This window comes from Streptomyces sp. D2-8, from assembly GCF_023184515.1.
Taxonomy (GTDB): Bacteria; Actinomycetota; Actinomycetes; order Streptomycetales; family Streptomycetaceae; genus Streptomyces.
Genome location: NZ_JAAHBP010000001.1, coordinates 319,948 through 343,764 on the forward strand (window position 1 = coordinate 319,948; position 23,817 = coordinate 343,764).

Annotated in this window: 17 protein-coding genes and 1 pseudogene; 13 read left to right on the plus strand and 5 right to left on the minus strand. The window is 72.2% G+C overall.

From position 1 onward, the window contains the following. Positions 1 to 33: 33 nt before the first annotated feature. Both G3I77_RS01385 and G3I77_RS01390 read right to left on the minus strand, forming a co-directional pair. Entirely contained in the window at positions 34 to 504 is a 471-nt protein-coding gene (locus tag G3I77_RS01385; protein ID WP_248500547.1) for a two-component system response regulator, read from the minus strand. Then, on the minus strand, positions 501 to 4,580 hold the full coding sequence (locus tag G3I77_RS01390; RefSeq protein ID WP_248500548.1) for a HAMP domain-containing protein: 4,080 nt from the start codon (positions 4,578 to 4,580) through the stop codon (positions 501 to 503). The genes G3I77_RS01385 and G3I77_RS01390 overlap by 4 nt, the downstream gene beginning before the upstream one ends. Before the next feature lie 102 nt (positions 4,581 to 4,682). Here G3I77_RS01390 and G3I77_RS01395 point away from each other — a divergent pair, with 102 nt between their 5' ends. Together G3I77_RS01395 and hemW are read left to right on the plus strand one after the other, a co-directional pair. Next, complete coding sequence (locus G3I77_RS01395; RefSeq protein ID WP_282572376.1) at positions 4,683 to 6,995, plus strand: SpoIIE family protein phosphatase; 2,313 nt, start codon at positions 4,683 to 4,685, stop codon at positions 6,993 to 6,995. Positions 6,996 to 7,022: 27 nt separating this feature from the next. After that, positions 7,023 to 8,255, plus strand: a complete 1,233-nt coding sequence (hemW, locus tag G3I77_RS01400; protein WP_248500550.1) for a radical SAM family heme chaperone HemW — start codon at positions 7,023 to 7,025, stop codon at positions 8,253 to 8,255. A 142-nt stretch (positions 8,256 to 8,397) separates the two neighbouring features. Here the strand turns inward: hemW and G3I77_RS01405 are convergent, their stop codons facing one another. Then, on the minus strand, positions 8,398 to 9,201 hold the full coding sequence (locus G3I77_RS01405) for a DUF3097 domain-containing protein (protein WP_248500551.1): 804 nt from the start codon (positions 9,199 to 9,201) through the stop codon (positions 8,398 to 8,400). A 31-nt stretch (positions 9,202 to 9,232) separates the two neighbouring features. Then, positions 9,233 to 9,964 (minus strand): MBL fold metallo-hydrolase, encoded by a 732-nt coding sequence (locus G3I77_RS01410; protein WP_248500552.1) that lies wholly within the window; start codon positions 9,962 to 9,964, stop codon positions 9,233 to 9,235. A gap of 171 nt (positions 9,965 to 10,135) precedes the next feature. On the opposite strand from G3I77_RS01410, the gene hrcA reads away from it, so the two are divergent. The 10 genes and pseudogenes from hrcA to G3I77_RS01460 all read left to right on the plus strand — a co-directional run bounded on the left by hrcA (position 10,136) and on the right by G3I77_RS01460 (position 20,704). After that, a complete protein-coding gene (gene hrcA / locus G3I77_RS01415; RefSeq protein WP_248500553.1) occupies positions 10,136 to 11,152 on the plus strand; it encodes a heat-inducible transcriptional repressor HrcA in 1,017 nt (338 codons plus the stop codon). Beyond that, entirely contained in the window at positions 11,152 to 12,288 is a 1,137-nt protein-coding gene (gene dnaJ, locus G3I77_RS01420) for a molecular chaperone DnaJ (RefSeq protein WP_248500554.1), read from the plus strand. Before hrcA ends, dnaJ begins: the two co-directional genes overlap by 1 nt. A 191-nt stretch (positions 12,289 to 12,479) precedes the next feature. Then, positions 12,480 to 13,553: a nitronate monooxygenase gene (locus G3I77_RS01425; protein ID WP_248500555.1), complete on the plus strand. Its 1,074-nt coding sequence runs from the start codon at positions 12,480 to 12,482 to the stop codon at positions 13,551 to 13,553. Further along, positions 13,550 to 14,290 carry a 16S rRNA (uracil(1498)-N(3))-methyltransferase gene (locus G3I77_RS01430; protein WP_248500556.1) on the plus strand — a complete coding sequence of 247 codons (741 nt, stop codon included), beginning with the start codon at positions 13,550 to 13,552 and terminating at the stop codon, positions 14,288 to 14,290. The genes G3I77_RS01425 and G3I77_RS01430 overlap by 4 nt, the downstream gene beginning before the upstream one ends. Before the next feature lie 37 nt (positions 14,291 to 14,327). Continuing rightward, a pseudogene (locus tag G3I77_RS01435) lies at positions 14,328 to 14,465 on the plus strand (VOC family protein); the annotation flags it as partial. Between the two features lie 49 nt (positions 14,466 to 14,514). Continuing rightward, positions 14,515 to 15,060, plus strand: a complete 546-nt coding sequence (locus tag G3I77_RS01440) for a hypothetical protein (RefSeq protein ID WP_248500557.1) — start codon at positions 14,515 to 14,517, stop codon at positions 15,058 to 15,060. Positions 15,061 to 15,150: 90 nt separating this feature from the next. Further along, entirely contained in the window at positions 15,151 to 18,300 is a 3,150-nt protein-coding gene (locus G3I77_RS01445) for a S41 family peptidase (RefSeq protein ID WP_282572453.1), read from the plus strand. A 122-nt stretch (positions 18,301 to 18,422) separates the two neighbouring features. Continuing rightward, positions 18,423 to 18,776 carry a histidine triad nucleotide-binding protein gene (locus G3I77_RS01450; protein WP_248500559.1) on the plus strand — a complete coding sequence of 118 codons (354 nt, stop codon included), beginning with the start codon at positions 18,423 to 18,425 and terminating at the stop codon, positions 18,774 to 18,776. A 6-nt stretch (positions 18,777 to 18,782) separates the two neighbouring features. Then, positions 18,783 to 19,691 carry a ribonuclease Z gene (locus G3I77_RS01455; RefSeq protein WP_248500560.1) on the plus strand — a complete coding sequence of 303 codons (909 nt, stop codon included), beginning with the start codon at positions 18,783 to 18,785 and terminating at the stop codon, positions 19,689 to 19,691. Positions 19,692 to 19,711: 20 nt separating this feature from the next. Continuing rightward, a complete protein-coding gene (locus tag G3I77_RS01460; protein WP_248500561.1) occupies positions 19,712 to 20,704 on the plus strand; it encodes an adenosine deaminase in 993 nt (330 codons plus the stop codon). Positions 20,705 to 20,719: 15 nt separating this feature from the next. On the opposite strand, the gene G3I77_RS01465 is transcribed toward G3I77_RS01460, so the two are convergent. Further along, on the minus strand, positions 20,720 to 22,033 hold the full coding sequence (locus G3I77_RS01465) for an MFS transporter (RefSeq protein WP_248500562.1): 1,314 nt from the start codon (positions 22,031 to 22,033) through the stop codon (positions 20,720 to 20,722). A 422-nt stretch (positions 22,034 to 22,455) separates the two neighbouring features. On the opposite strand from G3I77_RS01465, the gene G3I77_RS01470 reads away from it, so the two are divergent. After that, positions 22,456 to 23,745, plus strand: coding sequence for a glucarate dehydratase family protein (locus G3I77_RS01470; RefSeq protein WP_248500563.1), 1,290 nt, complete (start codon positions 22,456 to 22,458; stop codon positions 23,743 to 23,745). Positions 23,746 to 23,817 lie beyond the last annotated feature (72 nt).

Below are 23,817 nucleotides of genomic sequence, written 5' to 3' on the forward strand. Positions count from 1 at the left end.
GGCGGAGCCGCACATCGACCCAGCCCCGCGCCCCTAAGGTGCATCACCCACCCGGCGTCTCAGCTCCTGGACCTCTGCGCGGAGGCGCTCCACCTCTCTGCCCTTGCGGTAGAGGTCCAGGAAGACGCTGACCTTGGCCCTGAGGACCCAGGGGTCGAAGGGCTTGGTCACGTAGTCGGCGGCGCCGGTCGCGTAGCCGCGGAAGGCGTAGCCCGAGTCGTCGTCCGCGCCGGTCAGGAAGATGATCGGGACGTCCCGGGTCTGGTCGAGGCGCTTGATGTGGGCGGCCGTCTCGAAGCCGTCCATGCCGGGCATGCGGACGTCGAGCAGGACCAGGGCGATCGGCTGCCGCAGCAGGGCCTTCATCGCCTCCTCGCCCGAACGGGCGCGTACCAGCGGTTCGCTGAGGGAGGCGAGGACCGCCTCCAGGGCGGTCAGGTTGTCCTCCATGTCGTCGACCAGGAGGATTCCGGCGCGTTCGGGGTGAGTGGCCGTGCTGCTCATGCCTCTTCTTCCGTGCCCTCGGGGTCGAGAAGTTCGCACACGACCGTCAGCAGGCCGTCGATGTCCACCGGCTTGGGTACGTAGTCGTTGGCGCCGCGGGCGATGGACTTCTCCCGGTCGCCGGGCATCGCCTTGGCGGTCAGGGCCACGATCGGCAGGCCTGCCCAGCGGGGTGTGCGGCGGATCGCGGAGATGGTCTCGTAGCCGTCCATCTCCGGCATCATGATGTCCATCAGGACCAGTTCGACGTCCGCGCCGCGCTCCAGTGTCTCGATGCCCTCCCGGCCGTTCTCCGCATACAGCACGGTCATGCCGACCCGGCCCAGGACATGGGTGAGGGCGAAGACGTTGCGGATGTCGTCGTCGACGATCAGCACCCGCCGCCCGGCCAGGATCCGGCCCGGCCTGCCGGACGTCCACGCCTCCAGTTTCGTCGGCGACGGCCAGGCGTCGTCCGTGTCGTGCGCGACCGGGAAGGGGCCGGTGGTCGGCCGGAGCGGCAGGGGCAGGTCGGTGCGGTCCTCGGGGAGCGGCGCGGGAGCCGTGTGACCGGGGCTGACGACCGGGACGTAGAGGGTGAACGTGGAGCCTTTGCCGGGTTCGCTCTCGGCGACGATCCGGCCGCCGAGCAGGCCCGCGATCTCCCGGCTGATGGACAGGCCGAGGCCGGTGCCGCCGTACTTGCGGTTGGTGGTGCCGTCGGCCTGCTGGAACGCCTCGAAGATCACCGGGAGTTTCTCCGGCGCGATCCCGATGCCGGTGTCGGACACGGCGAACGCGATGACGTCGTCGGTGTCCCGGACGTAGCGGCTCTCGGCGTCCTGCATCCGGTCCACCCGCAGCTCGACCTTGCCGCTCGCGGTGAACTTGATCGCGTTGGAGAGCAGGTTGCGCAGGATCTGCTGGAGCCGTTGCTCGTCCGAGTACATCTCGCGCGGTACGTCCTCGCCGACCGCGATCTCGAAGGCCAGTCCCCGGTCGATCGTGAGGGGGCGGAAGGTGGCGTGGACGTAGTCGAGCAGCTTGATGAGCGGGAGCCGCTTGGGGCGTACGTCCATTCGGCCGGCCTCGATCTTCGACAGGTCCAGGATGTCGTTGATCAGCTGGAGCAGGTCCGAGCCCGAGCGGTGGATCGTCGTGGCGAACTGCACCTCCTGGTCGGAGAGATGGCCGTCCGGGTTGTCGGAGAGCAGCCGGGCCAGGATCAGCAGGGAGTTGAGCGGGGTGCGCAGCTCGTGCGACATGTTGGCCAGGAACTCCGACTTGTACTGGGAGGACGTGGCCAGCAGGGCGGCCTTCTCCTCCAGTTCGGCGTTGGAGCGCTGGAGTTCGCCCTGCTGCTTCTGGAGTTCGTCCGAGCGCTCCTGGAGCTGCATGGCGAGGCGCTGGGACTCGCCGAGCAGAGACTCCGTGCGGGAGTTGGCGATGATCGTGTTGATGGCGACGCCGATGGTGTTGACGAACTGGTCGAAGAACGCGAGATGCACATCGGAGAAGCGGGAGAACGAGGCGAGTTCGATGACGCCGAGGAGCTTGTCCTCGAAGAGGATCGGGATGATGACGATCGTGGTCGGGGCCGCCTCGCCGAGACCGCTGTTGATCTTGATGTAGTCGGGCGGGGCGCCCTCCACCAGGATCCGCTTCTTCTCCCGGGCCGCCTGCGCGACCAGGCCGTGCACCGGCAGGCCCCCGGTCTCGACGGTCGCGTCCTGGGCGGCGCCGTACCCGGCGATGAAGGCGAGTCCCTTGGTGGGAACCGTCGCCCCGTCCTCCTCCGGGTCGGCCAGGTAGAACGCGCCGTACTGGGCGTTCACCAGCGGGGTCAGCTCGCGGAGTATCAGGTCGGCGACCTCCATCAGGTCCCGATGGCCCTGCATCAGGGCGGCCAGCCGGGCCAGGTTGGACTCCAGCCAGTCCTTCGCGCGGGTCGTCTCGCGCAGGTTGGCCACCATCAGGTTGATGTTGTCCTTCAGCTCGGCGACCTCCCCGCGGGCCTCCACGGTGATCGAGCGGGACATGTCGCCCTGGGCCACGGCGGAGGCGACCTCGGCGATCGCGCGGACCTGGGTGGTGAGATTGAGGGCGAGTTCGTTGACGTTGGTCGTCAGGCGCTTCCAGGTGCCGTAGACGCCCTCGACCCGGGCCTGGCCGCCGAGTTGGCCCTCGGAGCCCACCTCGCGGGCGACCCGCGTGACCTCGGAGGCGAAGGAGGACAGCGTGTCGACCATCGTGTTGATGGTGGTCTTCAGCTCCAGGATCTCGCCGCGCGCGTCGACGTCGATCTTGCGGGACAGGTCGCCCTGCGCCACGGCCGTCGCGACCTGGGCGATGTTGCGCACCTGGGAGGTGAGGTTGTCCGCCATGTAGTTGACGTTGTCCGTCAGGTCCCGCCAGACGCCGGAGACGCCCAGCACCTGGGCCCGGCCGCCGAGCCGGCCGTCGGTGCCGACCTCGCGGGCCACGCGGGTCACCTCGTCGGCGAAGGCGCGCAGCTGCTCCACCATCGTGTTGACGGTGTCCTTCAGTTCGAGGATCTCGCCGCGCGCGTCGACCGTGATCTTCTTCGACAGGTCGCCGTTGGCGACGGCCGTCGTCACCTGGGCGATGTTGCGGACCTGCGACGTCAGGTTCAGCGCCATGAAGTTGACGTTGTCGGTGAGGTCCTTCCAGACGCCGGAGACGCCCCGGACCTGCGCCTGGCCGCCGAGGTTGCCCTCGGTGCCGACCTCGCGGGCGACGCGGGTCACCTCGTCGGCGAAGGCGGAGAGCTGGTCGACCATCGTGTTGATCGTGGACTTCAGCTCCAGGATCTCGCCCTTGGCCTCCACCGTGATCTTCTTGCCGAGATCGCCCTGGGCGACGGCGGTGGAGACGAGGGCGATGTTGCGCACCTGGGAGGTGAGGTTGTCGGCCATGAAGTTGACGTTGTCGGTGAGGTCCTTCCAGACGCCCGACACGCCCCGGACCTGCGCCCGGCCGCCGAGGTTGCCCTCGGTGCCGACCTCGCGGGCGACGCGGGTCACCTCGTCGGCGAAGGCGGAGAGCTGGTCGACCATCGTGTTGATCGTGGACTTCAGCTCCAGGATCTCGCCCTGCGCGGCGACCGTGATCTTCTGGGACAGGTCGCCGTTGGCCACGGCCGTCGTCACCTGGGCGATGTTGCGGACCTGGGAGGTGAGGTTCGACGCCATGAAGTTGACGTTGTCGGTGAGGTCCTTCCACACCCCCGACACGCCCCGCACCTGCGCCCGGCCGCCCAACTGGCCCTCGGTGCCGACCTCGCGGGCGACCCTGGTCACCTCGTCGGCGAAGGCGGACAGCTGGTCGACCATCGTGTTGACGGTCAGCTTCAGCTCCAGCAGCTCGCCGGTCGCCTCCACCGTGACCGTGCGGGTCAGGTCGCCGCGGGCCACCGCCGTCGTCACCGCCGCGATGTCCCGCACCTGGGCCGTCAGCCGGGACGCCATCGTGTTGACGGCCTCCGTCACGTCCCGCCAGCTGCCCGACAGCCCCCGCACCTTGGCCCGGCCGCCGAGCCGGCCCTCGGTGCCGACCTCGCGGGCGACCCGCGTCACCTCGCCGGTGAACAGGGAGAGCTGGTCCACCATCTTGTTCACGGCCCGGCCCAGACGCCGCAGATCGCCGCGTAACTGCCGCGTCCCGTCGTGCAGGTCGACCCGCTGGGTCAGATCGCCGCCGGCCACCGCGTCCAGCACGCGCGTGGCGTTCGCCGCCGGGGCGACCAGGGCGTCGAGCAGCTGGTTCACGTCGTTGACCCGGGACGTCCACAGGCCCTGGCCCGGGCTGGCCGAGAGTCGCTCGTCGAGCCGGCCGTGCCGCACCAGTTCCCGTCTGACGCGCTGCACCTCGGAGGTGAAATGGACGCTGCGGTCCATGATCTGGTTGAAGACCGCGGTGAGTTCGGCCACCATCCCGTGGCCGGATTCCGGCACCCTCATGAAGTCGCCGTCGCGTGCCGCTGTCATGGCGGCGAGCAGGGGACGTAGATCAGATGCACGAATCTGACCGTCTTCGTGCCGGTCTTCGACCACAGGAGTAGCACTGTTCTCACTCATGGCGGCCCACTTCGGTAACTCGGCGCTTATGGGCGTGGTCAGTCTGTCACTCTGTCGGCATCGACTGTGGCGTATTCGTACGAACTGCCCGGGGAGCTGTCCATGGGGGCCATTCCGACGCAACGGGAGACCGCTTCCCGTGCCTCGCAGGCGCCTGCACACGCTTGGGAGACGCCCGTGCCCGTCCAGGAGGGGCCCGTTTCCGAGGAGCCCGCACCGTCCGCGGAGGTGATCACACCGTCCGCCGGGGCGCTCGCCCCCGATACGCGCGCGCCGGCCTGCGCGGCGCCCGGGTCTGCCTCCGAGGCGCCCACGCAGGAGCGCGCGCGGGCGCACGCGACCCTGTCCGGCAGTTCCCACGCACCGGGCGCCGCCCGCGCCCTGGTGCGCGCGGCGCTCGCCGAGTGGACCGGGCTCGGCCTGCCCGGCGCCGAGCACCTCACCGACCGCCTCGCCGACGACGCGACGCTCGTCGTCAGCGAACTCGTCACGAACGCCGTCGTGCACGCCGGAACCGACGTCGAGATGGAGTGCCGGCTGGAAGGCGACGCCCCGGACACGGCCGCGCTCGTCGTCGAGGTCTCCGACCACCACCCCTCGCGCGCGCCGCGCGGCAGCGAGCCGGAGACGCCGCACGACACCCCCGAGTACGGGCGTGGCCTGCGGCTCGTCGGCGCGCTCTCCGAGGCGTGGGGGATCACGTACCGCACGGGCCGGAAGACCGTGTGGGCGCGGCTGCCCGCCGGGGGGTGCGCGGCGGGCGAACAGATCGAGGCGTACGCCGGGGAGCACGCGCTGGCGCGTGGCCTGCGGGTGGCGGAGATCCTGGCGCCCGAACCGCGCCCGGGCGACGAGGTGGGGGAGGCCGTACGCGCCTGGCGTGGCGCGGGTGAGCAGTGGGACCTGCGTGGCGCGGGTGAGCCCTGGGATCTGTGTGGCGGAGGAGAGACATGGGACTCACGGGAGGGCGGAGAGGCACGGGACTGGCCAGACTTACGGGAGGCTCGTGGCCTTCGTGACTGGAACGACCTGCGGGACTGGCGGGACCGGCACGAGAGTCGCGACGGACGGAACGGGCCCGACGGCGCCTGGCTGGGCCGCGGCGCCCTCTCCTTCCTCGCCGAGGCCTCCGACCTGCTCGCCGGGCAGCTCGACGAGGACCTGGTCGCGGCCCTCGCCGGGCAGCTGATCGTGCCCCGGCTGGCCGACTGGTGCGCGGTGTGGCTGGAGGACGAGGCCACCGGCGGCGGCTGGAGCGGCGGGGCCCCGCGCCTCGCCCGGGTCTGGCACGGCAGCGAGAACCGCATCGAGGAGCTGCGCCGCGTCCTGGAGAAGGACCCGCCGCAGCCGTTCGACCCGGTGGGGGCCTCCCCGTTCGAACGCGGCCGGGAGCAGGGCAGGTCCGGGCCCGCCGCGTACCCCTGGCCGGGTGAGGCGCTCGGTGACGGCGAGCCCGGCTCGGCCCTCGCATACCGGCTGGTCGCCGGGGGACGCCCGCTGGGCACCCTCGTCATCGGACGCTCCGGGACGGCCGGCTTCCCCGACGAGATCACCGGCCTCGTCGAGGACCTCGGCCGCCGGGTCGCCCTCGCCATCGGCGCGGCCCGCCAGTACGCCCGCCAGGCCACCATCAGCGCCGTCCTCCAGCGCGGACTGCTGCCCGGCGCCGTGGCCGAGATTCCCGGCGTGCGCAGCGCCCTCGTCTACGAGCCGTGCGACAAGGGCGGTCCCAGCGGCGACTTCTACGACCTGTTCCCGGCCGGCGACGGCCGCTGGTGCTTCGCCGTCGGCGACGTCCAGGGCAAGGGGCCCGAGGCGGCCGTCGTCATCGGCCTGGCCCGGCCCTGGCTGCGGCTGCTGGCCCGCGAGGGCTACCGGGTCGCCGACGTCCTCGACCGCCTCAACCAGCTGCTGCTCGACGACGCCACGGAGGCCGCCGACGCGGCGGCCCGGGCGCTGGTGGCCGCGGGGGCGCGGCCGACCCCGCCCGGCGACGGTCCCCAGACGCGTTTCCTGTCCCTGCTGTACGGGGAACTCGTCCCCTTCGACGGCGGTGTCCGCTGCACCGTCGCCTCCGCCGGGCACCCGCTGCCCCTGCTGCTCGGGGCCGGTGGCGAGGTCCACACGGCCGCCCGGCCCCAGACCCTCCTCGGCGTCGTCGAGGACGCCACCTACACCAGCGAGACCTTCGAGCTGCGGTCCGGCGACACCCTGCTGTGTGTGACCGACGGTGTGACCGAGCGCCGCTCGGGCTCGCGCCAGTTCGACGACGGGGACGGCCTCGCGGCGGCGCTGGCCGGGTGCGCGGGGCTGGACGCCGAGCTGATAGCCGAGCGGATCAACCGGCTGGTGCACGAGTTCGGGGCGCGGCCGCCGGCGGACGATCTGGCGCTGCTGGTGCTCCAGGCGGACTGACCGCGCGGGTGCTGGACAATGGAAGGCATGCCTTCCGCACTCCCCGACGGCGAGCCCGTCCCCGACGACGGCGCGCTGCCCGCATCCGCGCTCGCCGGGGCCGCCGATCGTCCGCTCGGTTTCTACCTGCACGTTCCGTACTGCGCGACCCGCTGCGGCTACTGCGACTTCAACACGTACACCGCGACCGAGCTGCGCGGCACCGGCGGGGTGCTCGCGTCGCGCGACAACTACGCCGAGACGCTGGCCGACGAGATCCGGCTGGCACGCAAGGTGCTGGGCGACGACCCGCGGCCGGTCCGCACGGTGTTCGTGGGCGGGGGCACGCCCACGCTGCTGGACGCCGGGGATCTCGTACGGATGCTGCGGGCCGTCCGCGACGAGTTCGGGCTGGCGGAGGATGCCGAGGTCACGACGGAGGCGAATCCCGAGTCGGTCGATCCCGCGTACCTGGCGGCACTGCGCGAGGGGGGCTTCAACCGGATCTCCTTCGGGATGCAGAGCGCGCGGCAGCATGTGCTGAAGGTGCTGGACCGTACGCATACGCCGGGGCGGCCCGAGGCATGTGTGGCGGAGGCCCGGGCGGCCGGCTTCGAGCATGTGAATCTCGACCTGATCTACGGCACGCCGGGCGAGTCCGACGACGACTGGCGGGCGTCGCTGGACTCGGTGCTGGGAGCCGGGCCTGATCACGTCAGTGCGTACGCGTTGATCGTCGAGGAGGGGACGCAGCTCGCGCGGCGGATCCGTCGCGGCGAGGTGCCGATGACCGACGACGACGTGCATGCCGACCGGTACCTGATCGCGGACGAGGTGCTCTCGGGTGCGGGCTTCGAGTGGTACGAGGTGTCGAACTGGGCGACCTCGCGGGCCGGGCGGTGCCTGCACAACGAGCTGTACTGGCGGGGGGCCGACTGGTGGGGGGCCGGGCCCGGTGCGCACAGTCATGTGGGCGGGGTGCGGTGGTGGAACGTGAAGCATCCCGGGGCGTACGCGGCGGCGCTGGCGGCGGGGAGGTCGCCGGGGGCCGGGCGTGAGGTGCTGTCGGAGGAGGACCGGCGGGTCGAGCGGATTCTGCTGGAGCTGCGGCTGCGGGAGGGGGTGCCGCTTTCCCTGCTCAGGCAGGAGGGGCTCGCGGCCTCGCGCAGGGCGTTGGCGGATGGGCTTCTGGACGCCGGGATGTATGGGGAGGGGCGGGCGGTGCTTACGTTGCGAGGGCGGTTGCTGGCGGACGGGGTTGTTCGGGACCTCGTGGACTGAGGTGTTCGGCGTGGGTGCTGACGCCTGGTGGGTCCGCAGCCCGGCGTAGCGGGGTGCCTCCCCCAAGCTCTTCGAGCTGGGGGTACCCCCAGCGCCCACCCGTGCCGCCCCTGGCGGCACGCATGCCCGCAGCTGAGTGCGGCTAGGGGGCCGTCACGAAGTCGATCAGCTCTTCCACTCTGCCCAGCAGTTCCGGCTCCAGGTCCTTGTACGAGTGGACCCCCGACAGGATCCGCTGCCAGGCCGCCCCGGTGTTCTCCGGCCAGCCCAGAGCCCTGCACACGCCCGTCTTCCAGTCCTGGCCGCGCGGGACCCGGGGCCACGCCTCGATGCCCAGGGACGACGGTTTCACCGCCTCCCAGATGTCGATGTACGGGTGGCCCACGACCAGCGCGTGCTCGCTCGTCACCGACTGTGCGATGCGCCACTCCTTCGAGCCCGGTACGAGGTGGTCCACCAGGACGCCCAGCCGCGCGTCCGCGCCGGGGGCGAACTCGGAGACGATCGACGGCAGATCGTCGACGCCCTCCAGGTACTCCACGACCACGCCCTCGATGCGCAGGTCGTCGCCCCACACCCTTTCGACCAGCTCGGCGTCGTGGCGGCCCTCGACGTAGATGCGGCCGGCGCGGGCGACACGCGCGCGTGCCCCGGGGACGGCGACCGAACCGGAGGCCGTGCGGGTGGGACGTGCGGGGCCGCCCGGCGCGGGGCGGACGAGGGTCACCACCCTGCCCTCCAGGAGGAAGCCGCGCGGCTCCATCGGGAACACCCGGTGCTTGCCGAAGCGGTCCTCCAGCGTCACCGTGCCCGCCTCGCAGCGGATCACCGCGCCGCAGAACCCGGTCCCCGGCTCCTCCACCACCAGGCCCGGCTCCGCCGGAACCTCGGGCACCGGCTTCGGCTTCTTCCACGGCGGGGTCAGATCGGCGGAGTACTGGCGCATTCGAATGACGATAGGAGAAGCCGGTGGACGATCACGGAGACACGCCGAAACGCGCCGCCAGGGCGTCCCGTTGCGCCCGCACGAACGCCGCGTCCACCACCGCTCCGTGACCGGGCACGTACACCGCGTCCTCGCCGCCCAGGTCGAGCAGCCGGTCCAGGGCGGCCGGCCAGTGCGACGGAACCGCGTCGGGGCCCGCCTGCGGCTCGCCGGACTCCTCGACCAGGTCACCGCAGAACACCACCTCCGGATCACCGGGCACCAGCACCGCCAGGTCGTGCGCGGTGTGCCCCGGGCCGACGTTCGCCAGCAGCACCTGCCGGCCGCCGCCCAGGTCGAGCGTCCACTCGCCGGAGACCAGATGGCCGGGCGGGGCCAGCCGCTCCGCCGCCTCCTCGGCCGCGGGCGCCGCCAGGCCCTGGCGCACCGCGTCCTCGCGCAGTTCCTCGCGGTCCCGCACCCGCGTCAGCAGCGCGTCCACGCCCACCGCGCCGAACACCTCGGTGTCCAGGAGCGCCGCGGCGCCGAAGACATGGTCGAAGTGCGGGTGGGTCAGCGCGAGATGTGTCACACGGTGACCGGTGAGCGCCCGCGCCTGCGCGCCCAGCTTCGCACCCTCGGCGAGGCTCGACCCCGCGTCGATCATGAGGACCGCCCCCTCGCCGGCGACCAGCCCGATCGTGCAGTCCCACACCGGCATCCGGCACCGCCCCACCCCGGCGGCCACGCGCTCCCATCCGAGGTCTTCCCAAGTCACCGTCATACGGCGACGCTAGCGGTGCGCCCCGCTCGGCGCACGGCGCCGCATGACCAGCCTTGCCGGGGATGTACCCCACCGCCGTACACTGGGCCGGGGAATGCTGGCACTCGCACGCGCAGAGTGCCAGGCTCGACAGGCAGGACCACGGGCGGACGACTTCTGGAGGTGTGCGCGATGCTCAGTGAACGCAGGCTTCAGGTGCTGCGCGCCATCGTCCAGGACTACGTCGGCACCGAGGAGCCGGTGGGCTCCAAGGCCCTCACCGAACGGCACAGCCTCGGCGTCTCCCCGGCCACCGTCCGCAACGACATGGCGGCCCTCGAGGACGAGGGGTACATCGCCCAGCCTCACACCAGTGCCGGGCGCATCCCCACCGACAAGGGCTACCGGCTGTTCGTCGACAAGCTGGCCGGCGTCAAGCCGATGACCGCGCCCGAGCGGCGCGCGATCCAGAACTTCCTCGAGGGTGCCGTCGACCTCGACGACGTCGTGGCGCGTACGGTACGGCTGCTCGCGCAGCTCACGCGTCAGGTCGCCGTCGTGCAGTACCCGTCGCTGACCCGGTCGACCGTGCGGCATGTGGAGTTGCTCTCCCTGGCGCCCGCGCGCGTGATGCTCGTGCTGATCACGGACACCGGGCGGGTCGAGCAGCGGATGGTCGACTGCCCGGCGCCCTTCGGCGACGCCTCGCTCGCGGATCTGCGCGCGCGGCTCAACAGCCGGGTGGCGAACCGCCGTTTCGCGGATGTGCCCAGTCTCGTGGAGGATCTCCCCGAGGCGTTCGAGCACGAGGACCGGGGTACGGTCTCCACGGTGCTCTCCACACTTCTGGAGACGCTCGTCGAGGAGAACGAGGAGCGGCTGATGATCGGCGGCACCGCCAATCTGACCCGCTTCGGGCATGACTTCCCCCTCACGATCCGGCCGGTGCTGGAGGCGCTGGAGGAGCAGGTGGTGCTCCTCAAGCTGCTCGGCGAGGCGAAGGATCCGGGCGTGACCGTACGGATCGGTCATGAGAACGCCCACGCAGGACTCAACTCCACGTCTGTCGTGTCGGTCGGCTACGGTTCGGGCGGCGAGGCAGTCGCCAAGCTCGGCGTGGTCGGACCGACCCGCATGGACTACCCGGGAACGATGGGAGCGGTACGCGCAGTGGCACGGTACGTCGGACAGATCCTGGCGGAGTCGTAGTGGCCACGGACTACTACGCCGTACTCGGCGTGCGCCGCGACGCGTCGCAGGAAGAGATCAAGAAGGCCTTCCGGCGGCTCGCCCGCGAGCTGCACCCGGACGTCAACCCGGATCCGAAGACCCAGGAGCGGTTCAAGGAGATCAACGCCGCTTACGAGGTGCTGTCGGACCCGCAGAAGAAGCAGGTCTACGACCTCGGCGGCGACCCGCTCTCGCAGGCCGGTGGCGGCGGCGCGGGCGGCTTCGGAGCCGGCGGCTTCGGGAACTTCTCGGACATCATGGACGCGTTCTTCGGCACGGCGTCGCAGCGCGGACCGCGCTCGCGCACCCGCCGCGGCCAGGACGCGATGATCCGCATCGAGGTCGAGCTCGACGAGGCCGCCTTCGGCACCACGAAGGACATCCAGGTCGACACGGCCGTCGTCTGCAACACCTGTAACGGTGAGGGCGCGGCCCCGGGCACCTCCGCCCAGACGTGTGACATGTGCCGCGGCCGCGGTGAGGTCTCGCAGGTCACCCGGTCCTTCCTGGGCCAGGTCATGACGTCCCGCCCCTGCCCGCAGTGCCAGGGGTTCGGCACGGTCGTCCCGACTCCGTGCCCGGAGTGCGCGGGCGACGGCCGCGTCCGGTCCCGCCGCACGCTCACGGTCAAGATCCCGGCCGGTGTCGACAACGGCACCCGGATCCAGCTCGCCGGCGAGGGCGAGGTCGGTCCCGGCGGCGGTCCGGCCGGTGACCTCTACGTCGAGATCCACGAGCTGCCGCACAGCACGTTCCAGCGGCGCGGCGACGACCTGCACTGCACGGTGACGATCCCCATGACGGCGGCGTCCCTCGGCACGAAGGTGCCGCTGGAGACGCTCGACGGCATGGAGGAGGTCGACATCCGCCCGGGCACCCAGTCCGGCCAGTCGATCCCGCTGCACGGCCGGGGCGTCACGCACCTGCGGGGCGGCGGACGCGGCGACCTCATCGTCCACGTCGAGGTCACCACCCCGACCAAGCTCGATCCCGAGCAGGAACGCCTGCTGCGCGAGCTCTCCAAGCTCCGCGGCGAGGAGCGCCCCACGGGGCAGTTCCAGCCTGGGCAGCAAGGGCTGTTCTCGCGGTTGAAGGACGCCTTCAACGGGCGCTGACGCGGGTGGTCCGGCTGCTGCCGGGGGTCCGGGGGTCGTCCCCCGGGCAGGCACAGTCAGCCTGGGCAGCAAGGGCTGTTCTCGCGGTTGAAGGACGCCTTCAACGGGCGCTGAGACCGAGCGTGCTTCTGGTCTATGCCAGTCGGCAGGCCGGTTTCGGAGTTGTTCGGAGGACGTGACAACATGCGGTCATGTCCTCCGCACTGACCGATCTCTTCCCCCTCCCGATCGTGCAGGCCCCCATGGCGGGCGGCGTCTCCGTGCCGCAGCTCGCCGCCGCCGTGTGCGAAGCGGGTGGGCTCGGTTTCCTCGCCGCCGGGTACAAGACCGCCGACGGGATGTACCAGGAGATCAAGCAGCTCCGGAGCCTCACCGCCAGGCCCTTCGGCGTCAATGTCTTCATGCCGCAGCCGGAGTACGCCGACCCCGCCGCCGTCGACGTCTACGCCCACCAGCTGGCCGGCGAGGCCACCTGGTACGAGGCCGAGCTCGGCGATCCGGACAGCGGACGCGACGACGGCTTCGAGGCCAAGCTCGTGGTGCTGCGCGACAACCCCGTGCCGGTGGTGTCGTTCCACTTCGGAGTGCCGAGCCGTGAGGTCGTCGACGCCCTGCACCGCGGCGGCACCTTCGTCCTGGCCGCCGCGACGACTCCCGACGAGGCCCGGGCCGTCGAGCGGGCGGGCGCGGACGGGGTCATCGCCCAGGGCGTCGAGGCCGGCGGCCATCAGGGCACGCACCGGGACATCCCCGAGACGGACGGTTCCGGCATCGGGCTGCTGTCGCTGGTCGCCCAGGTCCGCGAAGCCGTGAGCATCCCGATCGTCGCCGCCGGCGGCATCATGCGCGGCGGCCAGATCGCCGCGGTCCTCGCGGCCGGCGCGAGCGCCGCCCAGCTGGGCACCGCCTTCCTCGCCACCCACGAGTCCGGCGCGAACGCCCTGCACAAGCAGGCGCTGACCAACCCCCTGTTCGTCCGCACGGAGTTGACCCGGGCGTTCTCCGGCCGGCCCGCACGCGGCCTCGTCAACCGCTTCCTGCGCGAGCACGGCCCGTACGCGCCCGCCGCCTACCCCGAGATCCACCACCTCACCTCGCCGCTGCGCAAGGCCGCCGCCAAGGCCGGTGACGCGCAGGGCATGGCGCTGTGGGCCGGACAGGGGCACCGGATGGCGCGGGAGCTGCCCGCCGGACAGCTCGTGGAGGTGCTGGCCGGTGAACTGGCCACCGCCAGGGCTTCGTTGACGGGCGGGGGCGTGCTGTGACCGCGCCGGTGTTCGTGGTCGAGCATTTCGACGCGGGCGGCGGCGGCCGGTACGTCCTCGACGGGCCGGAGGGACGGCACGCCGTCTCCGTGAAGCGGCTGCGGGCCGGAGAGGACGTCGTCCTCACGGACGGGGCGGGCCGCTGGGCGGACTGCGTCGTACTCGACACGGAAGGCAAGGACCGGCTGATCCTCCGGCTGGACTCGGTGCACGAGGAGTCCCCGGAGCAGCCCCGGGTCACCGTCGTCCAGGCGCTGCCCAAGGGCGACCGGGGGGAACTCGCCGTCGAGACCATGACCGAGGTCGGCGTCGACGTGATCGTGCCGTGGGCGGCGGCGCGTTGCATCACGCAGTGGAAGGGCGAACGCGGGGCCAAGGCGCTGGGCAAGTGGCGGGCGACGGCCCGGGAGGCCGGCAAGCAGTCCCGCCGGGTGCGCTTCCCGGAGGTCGCGGACGCGGCTACGACCAAGCAGGTCGCCTCCCTGCTGGCGGGGGCGGAGTTCGCCGCCGTGCTGCACGAGAGCGGGGATGCGCCGCTCGCCACGGCCGAACTGCCGTCCACCGGCGAGATCGTGCTGGTCGTGGGGCCCGAGGGGGGCGTGGCGCCGGAGGAGCTGGCGCTGTTCGAGGAGGCAGGGGCCGCGGCCTACCGCCTCGGGCGCAGTGTGCTGCGCACATCGACTGCCGGGACGGCCGCCGCGGCCGTGCTCCTGGCACGCACCGGACGCTGGTCCTGACCGTTCCCAGGGACTGAGCGGGAGTGAGTCCTGTTGCTGCGAGGAGATCACGACGCGCGGCGCCACGGTGCTGCACGGCCCCGTGCCCATGACGGACCGCATGCGGGTGGCGCATCTCAAGGACCCCGAGGACAACGTGGTGGAGCTCCAGGAGTGGCTGCTGCTGCGCGGCTGACGCCTTTGCGCCCTACCGCGCGGCCCCCGTCAGTGGCAGGCTCCCCTCCATGGTGGCTTCGACGAGGAACCGACCGGGGCCGCGCGGTCGGCGCGTGGCGGTCGCGGCGACGTTCGCCGCGCTGGCGGTGGGCGGCGCCGTCGCCTGCGAACCCGGCAGCATCAGCTCCGCGTCCGTCGCGTACACCACCGACGAGACGGTGACCAAGGAGCTCAACCGGCAGAAGGCGGGCGTGCGTTGGCTCACGTGCACCGCCTCCTACGGGGAGAACGGCGGGAAGTCGTCACCCTCGGCGCGGGAGCGGACCGTCGCGACCGTCGACTGCGAGGGCGAGACCGACGACGGCAAGGACATCACCGTCGACGGCAAGGTCACCCACGCGGTGGACGGGGCATGTGTGCGCGGGAAGATCACCGCCAAGGTGGACGGCAAGGTGTGGTTCGAGGTCGACGGGCTCGGCGACTGCGACTCCACCAGCCCGCCCCCCGTCGGCGGGCCCCCGAACGGGCAGCCCGGGCCGACCGTCACCGTGACCGTCACCCAGACCATCTGGTGCGAGCAGTATCCGGACTGCCGTCCCGTCGAGGGCAAGTGATCCGAACTCTGTCCGCGCGCGGTCGTCCCTGCATAGGGTGATCAGGTGACATTGCCTGCTTACCTCCGGTTCCCCCATGTGCACGGCGACCTGGTCGCCTTCACCGCCGAGGACGACGTGTGGCTCGCTCCACTCGACGGCGGCCGGGCCTGGCGGGTCAGTGCCGACAACGTGCCGGTGACCCAGCCCCGTATCTCACCCGACGGCACCACCATCGCCTGGACCTCCACCCGCGACGGCGCCCCCGAGGTGCTCATCGCCCCGGCCGACGGCGGCCCGGCCAAGCGGCTGACGTACTGGGGGAGTGCCAAGACACAGGTGCGCGGCTGGACCCCGGACGGCGAGGTCCTGGCGATCAGCACCCAGGGGCAGGCGAGTCTGCGCCGCACCTGGGCGCGTGCCGTCCCGCTGGACGGCGGCCCGGCCACCACCCTGCCGTACGGGCCCGTCGGCGACGTCGCCCACGGCCCGCACACGGTGCTGCTGTCCGCGCCGATGGGCCGGGAGGCGGCCTGGTGGAAGCGGTACCGCGGCGGTACGGCGGGCAAGCTGTGGATCGACCCCGAGGACAACGGGGAGTTCGTGCGGCTGCACGAGGACATCGACGGCAACATCGAGTACCCGTTGTGGGTGGGGGACCGGATCGCCTTCCTCTCCGACCACGAGGGCACCGGAGCGCTCTACTCCTCCCTCGCCGACGGGTCCGACCTGCGCCGCCACACGCCACTCGACGGCTTCTACGCCCGGCACGCCGCGAGCGACGGCATCCGCGTCGTCTACTCCAGCGCCGGTGAGCTGTGGGTGCTGGACGACCTGGAGGGGGCCGAGCCGCGGCGGCTGGAGGTGCGGCTGGGCGGACAGCGCGTCGATCTTCAGCCGTTCCCGGTGAACGCCTCCCGGTGGTTCGGGTCGGCGTCCCCGGACCACACCGCGCGCGGCAGCGCGGTCGCCGTACGCGGCTCCGTGCACTGGGTCACCCACCGCTCCGGCCCGGCCCGCGCGCTGGCCGCGACGCCCGGTGTACGGGCCCGGCTGCCGCGGACGTTCCGCGCGGACGGCGAGCAGTGGGTGGTGTGGGTGACGGACGCCGAGGGCGACGACGCCCTGGAGTTCGCGCCCGCCACCGGACTCGCCCCGGGGGCCACACCCCGCCGGCTCGCCGCCGGGCAGCTCGGCCGGGTGCTGGACCTCGCCATGGCGCCCGACGGCAGCCGAGCCGCCGTGTCCTGCCACGACGGGCGCCTGCTGCTGGTGGAGCGCGAGACGGGCGAGGTGCGGGAGGTCGACCGCAGCGAGGACGGTGATGTGTCGGGCCTCGTCTTCTCGCCCGACTCGTCCTGGCTGGCCTGGTCCCACCCGGGCCCCCGGCCCCTCTGTCAGCTGAAACTCGCCAACACCACCGACCTGTCGGTCACCGAGGCCACCCCGCTGCGCTTCCAGGACTACGCGCCCGCGTTCACGATGGACGGCAAGCACCTCGCGTTCCTGTCGACCCGCTCCTTCGACCCGGTCTACGACGAGCACGTCTTCGACCTGGCCTTCGTGGAGGGCGCCCGGCCGCATCTGATCACCCTCGCGGCCACCACGCCCTCCCCGTTCGGGCCGCAGCGGCACGGCCGGTCCTTCGAGACGCCCGACCGGGAGGAGACCCCCGACAGCGAGGGCACCCCCACCACCCGCATCGACCTCGAAGGCCTCGCCGACCGCATCGTGCCCTTCCCGGTCGAGGCGGCGCGCTACACCAACCTGCGCGCCGCCAAGGACGGCGTCCTGTGGCTGCGCCACCCGGTCGCCGGGGTGCTCGGCGCGTCCCGGGCCGCCCCGGACGACCCCGAACCCAAGTCCGAGCTGGAGCGCTACGACCTCGCCCAGCAGCGCATCGAGCATCTCGCCGTCGACGCCGACCACTTCGCGGTCAGCGGCGACGGCAAGCGGGTGCTGCTGTGGACCGACGGGCGGCTGAAGGTCGTCCCCAGCGACCGGCGCGCCTCGAGCGACGACGACAGCGACACCAACATCACCGTCGACCTGGGCCGCGTACGCCAGTTCGTCGACCCGGCGGCCGAGTGGCGCCAGATGTTCGACGAGAACGGCCGCATCATGCGGGACCACTTCTGGCGGCCCGACATGAGCGGCGTCGACTGGGACGGCGTCCTCGACCGCTACCGCCCGGTCGTGGAGCGGCTCGCCACCCATGACGACCTGGTCGACCTGCTGTGGGAGGTGCAGGGCGAACTGGGCACCTCGCACGCCTACGTCATCCCGCGCGGCGGACACGGCCACGGCCCCCGCCAGGGCCTGCTCGGCGCCGACATCTCCCGCCACGAGGACGGCAGTTGGCGCGTCGACCGCATCCTGCCCTCCGAGACCTCCGACCCGGACGCCCGCAGCCCGCTGGCCGCGCCGGGTGTCGCGGTGCGCCCGGGGGACGCCATCGTCGCGGTCGCGGGGCAGCCCGTCGATCCCCTCGCCGGGCCCGGCCCGCTGCTGATCGGCACGGCGAACAAGCCGGTGGAGCTGACCATCTCCCCGTCCGGCGGCGGCGACCCCCGGCACGCCGTCGTCGTCCCGGTCGCCGACGAGGAACCCCTGCGCTACCACGCCTGGGTCGCCGACCGCCGCGCCTACGTCCACGAGAAGTCCGGCGGCCGCCTCGGCTATCTCCACGTCCCGGACATGCAGGCGCCCGGCTGGGCCCAGATCCACCGCGACCTGCGCGTCGAGGTCGCCCGGGAGGGTCTGGTCGTCGACGTCCGCGAGAACCGGGGCGGCCACACCTCGCAGCTGGTCGTCGAGAAGCTGGCCCGCCGCATCGTCGGCTGGGCCGTCCCGCGCGGTATGCGTCCCTACAGCTACCCGGAGGACGCCCCGCGCGGCCCCGTCGTAGCCGTCGCCAACGAGTTCTCCGGCTCCGACGGCGACATCGTCAACGCGGCCGTCAAGGCCCTGGGCCTCGGCCCGGTCGTCGGCACCCGCACGTGGGGCGGCGTCATCGGCATCGACAGCCGCTACCGTCTCGTCGACGGCACCCTCGTCACCCAGCCCAAGTACGCCTTCTGGCTGGAGGGCTACGAGTGGGGCGTCGAGAACCACGGCGTGGACCCGGACGTGGAGATCGTCCAACGCCCCCAGGACTACGCGGCGGGCAGGGACACCCAGCTGGATGAAGCAATCCGACTGGCACTGGAAGCGCTGGAGGCAGCACCGGCGAAAACGCCCCCGGCTGTGCCGACCTCTTGAGGGGCGCGGGGCTGTGTCGATGTGCGGCTCCGCCGCGGGGCGCGACCAGCCACAACGCACCCGCACCCGACGACGATACGATGCCCGAGTCGGACCGAATTCGGCCAACCCCCGGAGGAAACATGGCAGGGGAGCCCCAGGAAGACTGCCTGTTCTGCAAGATCGTCGCAGGCACCATCCCGGCGACCATCGTCCGCCAGACGGAGACGACCATCGCGTTTCGCGACATCAACCCGCAGGCCCCCACCCACGTCCTGGTCATCCCCAAGGCGCACTACGAGAACGCCGCCGCCCTCGCCGCCGCCGACCCGGCCCTCACCGCCGACGTGCTCCGCGAGGCCCAGGCCGTCGCCGACGAGGAGAAGCTGGAGAGCTTCCGCCTCGTCTTCAACACCGGCAGCGGCGCCGGCCAGACGGTCTGGCACGTGCACGCCCACGTGCTCGGCGGCCGCGGCCTCGACTGGCCCCCGGGGTAATCCGCCTTGTCCGTACGTGAACTCGTGGTCCTCGGCACCGCCAGCCAGGTCCCGACCCGGCACCGCAACCACAACGGCTACCTGCTGCGCTGGGACGGCGAGGGCATCCTGTTCGACCCCGGCGAGGGCACGCAGCGCCAGATGCTGCGCGCCGGGGTCGCCGCGCACGACCTGAACCGGATCTGCGTCACACACTTCCACGGCGACCACTCCCTCGGCCTCGCCGGTGTGATCCAGCGCATCAACCTCGACCGGGTCCCGCACGAGATCACCGCCCACTACCCCCGCTCCGGGCAGCGCTTCTTCGACCGGCTCCGGTACGCCACCGCCTACCGCGAGACCGTCGGCATCACGGAGGCCCCGGTCGACGCCGACGGGCCCCTCGCCCGCACCGGCGGCTACACGCTTCAGGCCCGGAAGCTGTCGCACCCGGTGGAGTCGTACGGGTACCGGATCGTCGAGCCCGACGGCCGCCGCATGCTGCCCGAGCGGCTCGCCGCGCACGGCATCAAGGGCCCGGACGTCGGCCGGATCCAGCGCGAGGGCTCGCTCGGCGGGGTTCCCCTCGACGCCGTCAGCGAGACGCGGCGCGGGCAGCGCTTCGCGTTCGTCATGGACACCCGGCTGTGCGACGGCGTGGACGCGCTCGCCGAGGGCTGCGACATGCTCGTCATCGAGTCGACGTTCCTCGACGAGGACGAGGAACTCGCCGTCGAGCACGGACATCTGACAGCAGGTCAGGCCGCGCGGGTGGCCCGGGACGGCGGGGTGCGGCACCTCGTGCTGACCCACTTCAGCCAGCGCTACACCGACCGTGGGGGAGAGTTCGAGCGGCAGGCACGGGCCGCAGGGTACGACGGTGAGCTGACCGTCGCCCACGATCTACTGAGAGTGCCGGTTCCGAAGCGTCGGTGAAACGGCCGTACGATGAATTGATGTCCCTCCCCAAAGCCGAACTGCACCTTCACATCGAAGGCACCCTGGAACCGGAACTCGCTTTCGAGCTTGCCGCGCGCAACGGCGTCACGCTGCCGTACGCCGACACCGACGAGCTGCGCGAGGCCTACCGGTTCGAGGACCTGCAGTCCTTCCTGAACCTGTACTACGAACTCATGGCCGTCCTGCGCACCGAGCGGGACTTCGAGGACCTGGCGAACGCCTATCTCGCCCGGGCCGCCGCGCAGGGCGTGCGGCACGCGGAGATCTTCTTCGACCCGCAGGCCCACACCGGCCGCGGGCTGGAGATCGGCACGGTGGTCGAGGGGCTGTGGCGCGCGCTGGGGAGCAGCGAGGCCAACCACGGCGTCTCGACCCGGCTGATCCTGTGCTTCCTGCGCGACGAGTCCGCCGAGTCGGCCCTGGCCACGCTGGACGCGGCCAAGCCGTACCTGGACCGGATCACCGGTGTCGGCCTCGACTCCGCCGAGGTCGGGCACCCTCCGGTGAAGTTCCGCGAGGTCTACGAGGCGGCCGCCGCGCTCGGTCTGCGGCGGGTCGCCCACGCCGGTGAGGAGGGCCCGCCGGAGTACATCACCGAGGCGCTGGACGTCCTCGGCGTCGAGCGGGTCGACCACGGGCTGCGCTGCGTGGAGGATCCCGCGCTGGTGGAGCGGCTGGTGCGCGACCGGGTGCCGCTGACGCTGTGCCCGCTGTCCAACGTCCGGCTGCGCACGGTCGACACCCTCGCCGACCACCCTCTGCCCGCCATGCTGGACGCCGGCCTCATGTGCACGGTCAACTCCGACGACCCGGCCTACTTCGGCGGTTACGCCGGCGACAACTTCGACGCCGTGCGCGCCACCCTCGGCCTCACCGACGAGCGGCTGCGGGAGCTCGCCCGCAACTCCTTCCTGGCCTCCTTCCTGGAGGACGACGAGGAGCTGCGGGCGCGGTATCTCGCCGAGGTCGAGGCCTACACCTTCGCGTAGGCCTCTTCGCAGACCTCAGAAGAACTCCGACCCCGCCTTGTCGTAGGCACGCTGGGCGGGGACGGCGGCGGCCTCCACGGAGATCTCCACCACCGGCTGCTCCGGGGCGCCGATCTCGGGGATAGCGCCGCTGGGCGTGCCCGTGGCGGCGGCGACCAGGGCGGCCGGGTGACCGCCGCGGCGGCGGATCGCGCCGGGCAGCAGCGGGCGTCCGCCGGTGTGCAGGGCGACGGCGGTCATCGGCAGGGCGATCACCAGCAGTCCGGCGCCGAGGACCGCGCCCATGACCGGGAACCCGGCCTGCGCCGACAGCACACTGCCGGTCAGCGGCCCGGCGGCCGTGCCCAGCGAGGAGGCCGAGCCGACCAGCACCGCCCAGCGGCCGCGCGGATCGAGCGAGGCGGCGAGCCCGATGAGGTACGACAGCACCACCGGGTAGAGCGTGTTCCAGGCGATCTCGCCGGCCGCGAAGCTCCCCAGGTCGGTCGCGGAGGCGCTGAGCGCGATGCAGGCGGCGATGAGGACCGTGCCGCCGCCGATGGGCACGGCGCGTCCGAGGCGGGCCCCGAGGGCGCCCGCCGCGAGGACTCCGGTCAGGCCGGCGCCCAGTCCGAGGGCGAAGACGGCGCCGACGGTGGCCTCGCCGAGGTGCGCCTGCTCCAGGCCGATGCGTCCGCTCACGCCCCACAGGGAGTTCTGGGCGAGCGACCAGCACACCATGGCGGCGGCCAGCACCAGCCCCGAACGGGCGTGCGGCAGCCGGGCCTTGTGCTGCCGGGTGGGCGCGACGGGCGTGGCGACGGGGAGGCGGCCGGTGAGCGGCCAGACCGCCAGGGCCGTGAGGGCGATCGCGGCCAGGGGCAGACCGTGCCCCGGGCCGAGGTGCGGCACCGTCAGATACACGGCGCCCGCGAGGGCGGAGACGGTGAGCAGTCCGGCCGTGGAGGCCCGGTGCGGATCCTTTTGCCCGGCGATGAGGGTCGCGGCGACGGTGGTGGCAGTGCCGGAGCCGAACCCGCCGACGATCGCGCCGGCGACGACAGCGGGAATCGCGGTGGTCAGGGCGGCACCGCCGTAGCCGAGCAGGGCCAGGGCGAGGCCGAGCCGGGCGAGGGTGCGGGCTCCGACCCGTTCGACCCGGGAGGCCAGGACGAATCCGGCGGCGGCCGAACTCAGCAGCAGGGCGCTGCCGACGGCACCGGCCTGCGTGGCGGAGAGCGGAAGGTCCGAGTCGAGTCTGCCGACGGTGGTGGGCAGCAGATACGGAGCGAGGTACCCGGCCGTGAAAAGGGCGACGAGGGGCCAGGGAGTGGTGCGGGGGGCGAACACGGGCGTTCCCAGGGCATGCGAAAGGAGCGGGGGAAAGGGGGGATGGGGCGACGACCGTCGACGGACAGGAACGCGCGAGCAATTTGTATCAAGCACGTAGTCGGACACGGGAACCCGGGGCGTGTGATCTGGAGCACGTTGCGTTTGGGGTGGTGAAGCCCGGGTAAACAAGCGCCTTTCGTCAGGCGTCCACGGTGCTTTCGCCAGCGCCGGTGCACCGATCCGTACCCCGTCGGAACGGTCGCCTCGGCCTTCGTCCGGATCTCCCGCATCACGGCGGTTGACGTTCACATGCTCAATCATCATTCTCGTATGTAGATGACGTCTGCATGGGGAGCCGGCCGCGCCGGATCGATGGTGGCCGCGCTGCGACACCTCGCCGCCGTCCTCACCACCGGACTCGACCTCGTAGGAGCCGCCCCGTGAACCTCACCATCACCGACGTACGGCTGACGCCGATCCTGGTCGCGGACCCGCCGCTGCTGAACACCCAGGGCGTGCACCAGCCGTACACCCCCCGGTTGATCGTCGAGGTCGTCACGGCCGACGGCATCACCGGCGTGGGGGAGACCTACGGCGACGCCAAGTACCTGGACCTGGCCCGGCCCTTCGCCGAGCGGCTGAAGGGGCGCCAGGTCAGCGATCTGAACGGCCTGTTCACGGTGGCGGACCAGGTCGCGGTCGACGCCTCCCGCGTGGAGAACGCCGTCGACGTCGGCGGGCTGCGCGGTGTCCAGACCGCCGACAAGCTGCGGCTGTCCGTCGTCTCCGGCTTCGAGGTCGCTTGCCTCGACGCCCTCGGCAAGGCGCTCGGACTGCCCGTGCACACCCTGCTCGGCGGCAAGGTCCGCGACGCCGTCGAGTACAGCGCGTACCTGTTCTACAAGTGGGCCCACCACCCCGAGGGCGTGCAGGCCGAGAAGGACGACTGGGGCGCAGCGGTCGACCCGGCGGGGGTGGTGGAACAGGCCCGGCGGTTCACGGAGCGCTACGGCTTCACCTCCTTCAAGCTCAAGGGCGGCGTCTTCCCGCCCGACGAGGAGATCGCGGCCGTACGGGCGCTCGCCGAGGCCTTCCCGGGGCATCCGCTGCGGCTCGACCCGAACGGCGCCTGGTCCGTGGAGACGTCCGTGAAGGTGGCCCGGGAGCTCGGGGACGTCCTGGAGTACCTGGAGGACCCGGCGCTCGGCACGCCCGCCATGGCCGAGGTCGCCGAGCGGGCCGGGGTGCCGCTCGCCACCAACATGTGCGTGACGACCTTCGCCGAGATCCAGGAGGCCTTCACCCGGGGCGCTGTACAGGTAGTGCTCTCCGATCACCACTACTGGGGCGGCCTGCGCAACACCCAGCAGCTCGCCGCCGTCTGCCGCACCTTCGGCGTCGGTGTGTCCATGCACTCCAACACCCACCTGGGCATCTCGCTGGCCGCGATGACCCACGTGGCGGCCACCGTCCCGAACCTCCACCACGCCTGCGACTCCCACTACCCCTGGCAGTCGGAGGACGTCCTCACCGAGCGGCTCACCTTCGAGGGCGGCGAGGTCGCCGTGTCCGACGCGCCCGGCCTCGGTGTGGAGCTCGACCGCGAGCGGCTGGCCGCACTGCACCAGCGGTGGCTGGACGACGACGGCACTCTGCGGGACCGCGACGACGCGGCCGCGATGCGGATCGCCGACCCGGAGTGGGTGACACCCGCGATGCCCCGCTGGTAGTGCCCGCGTCCGCCGGGACGGGGGGCGCGCGAGGGCCTGCCGCGAGCTGACGGGACCGACGGGTCCGGCGTG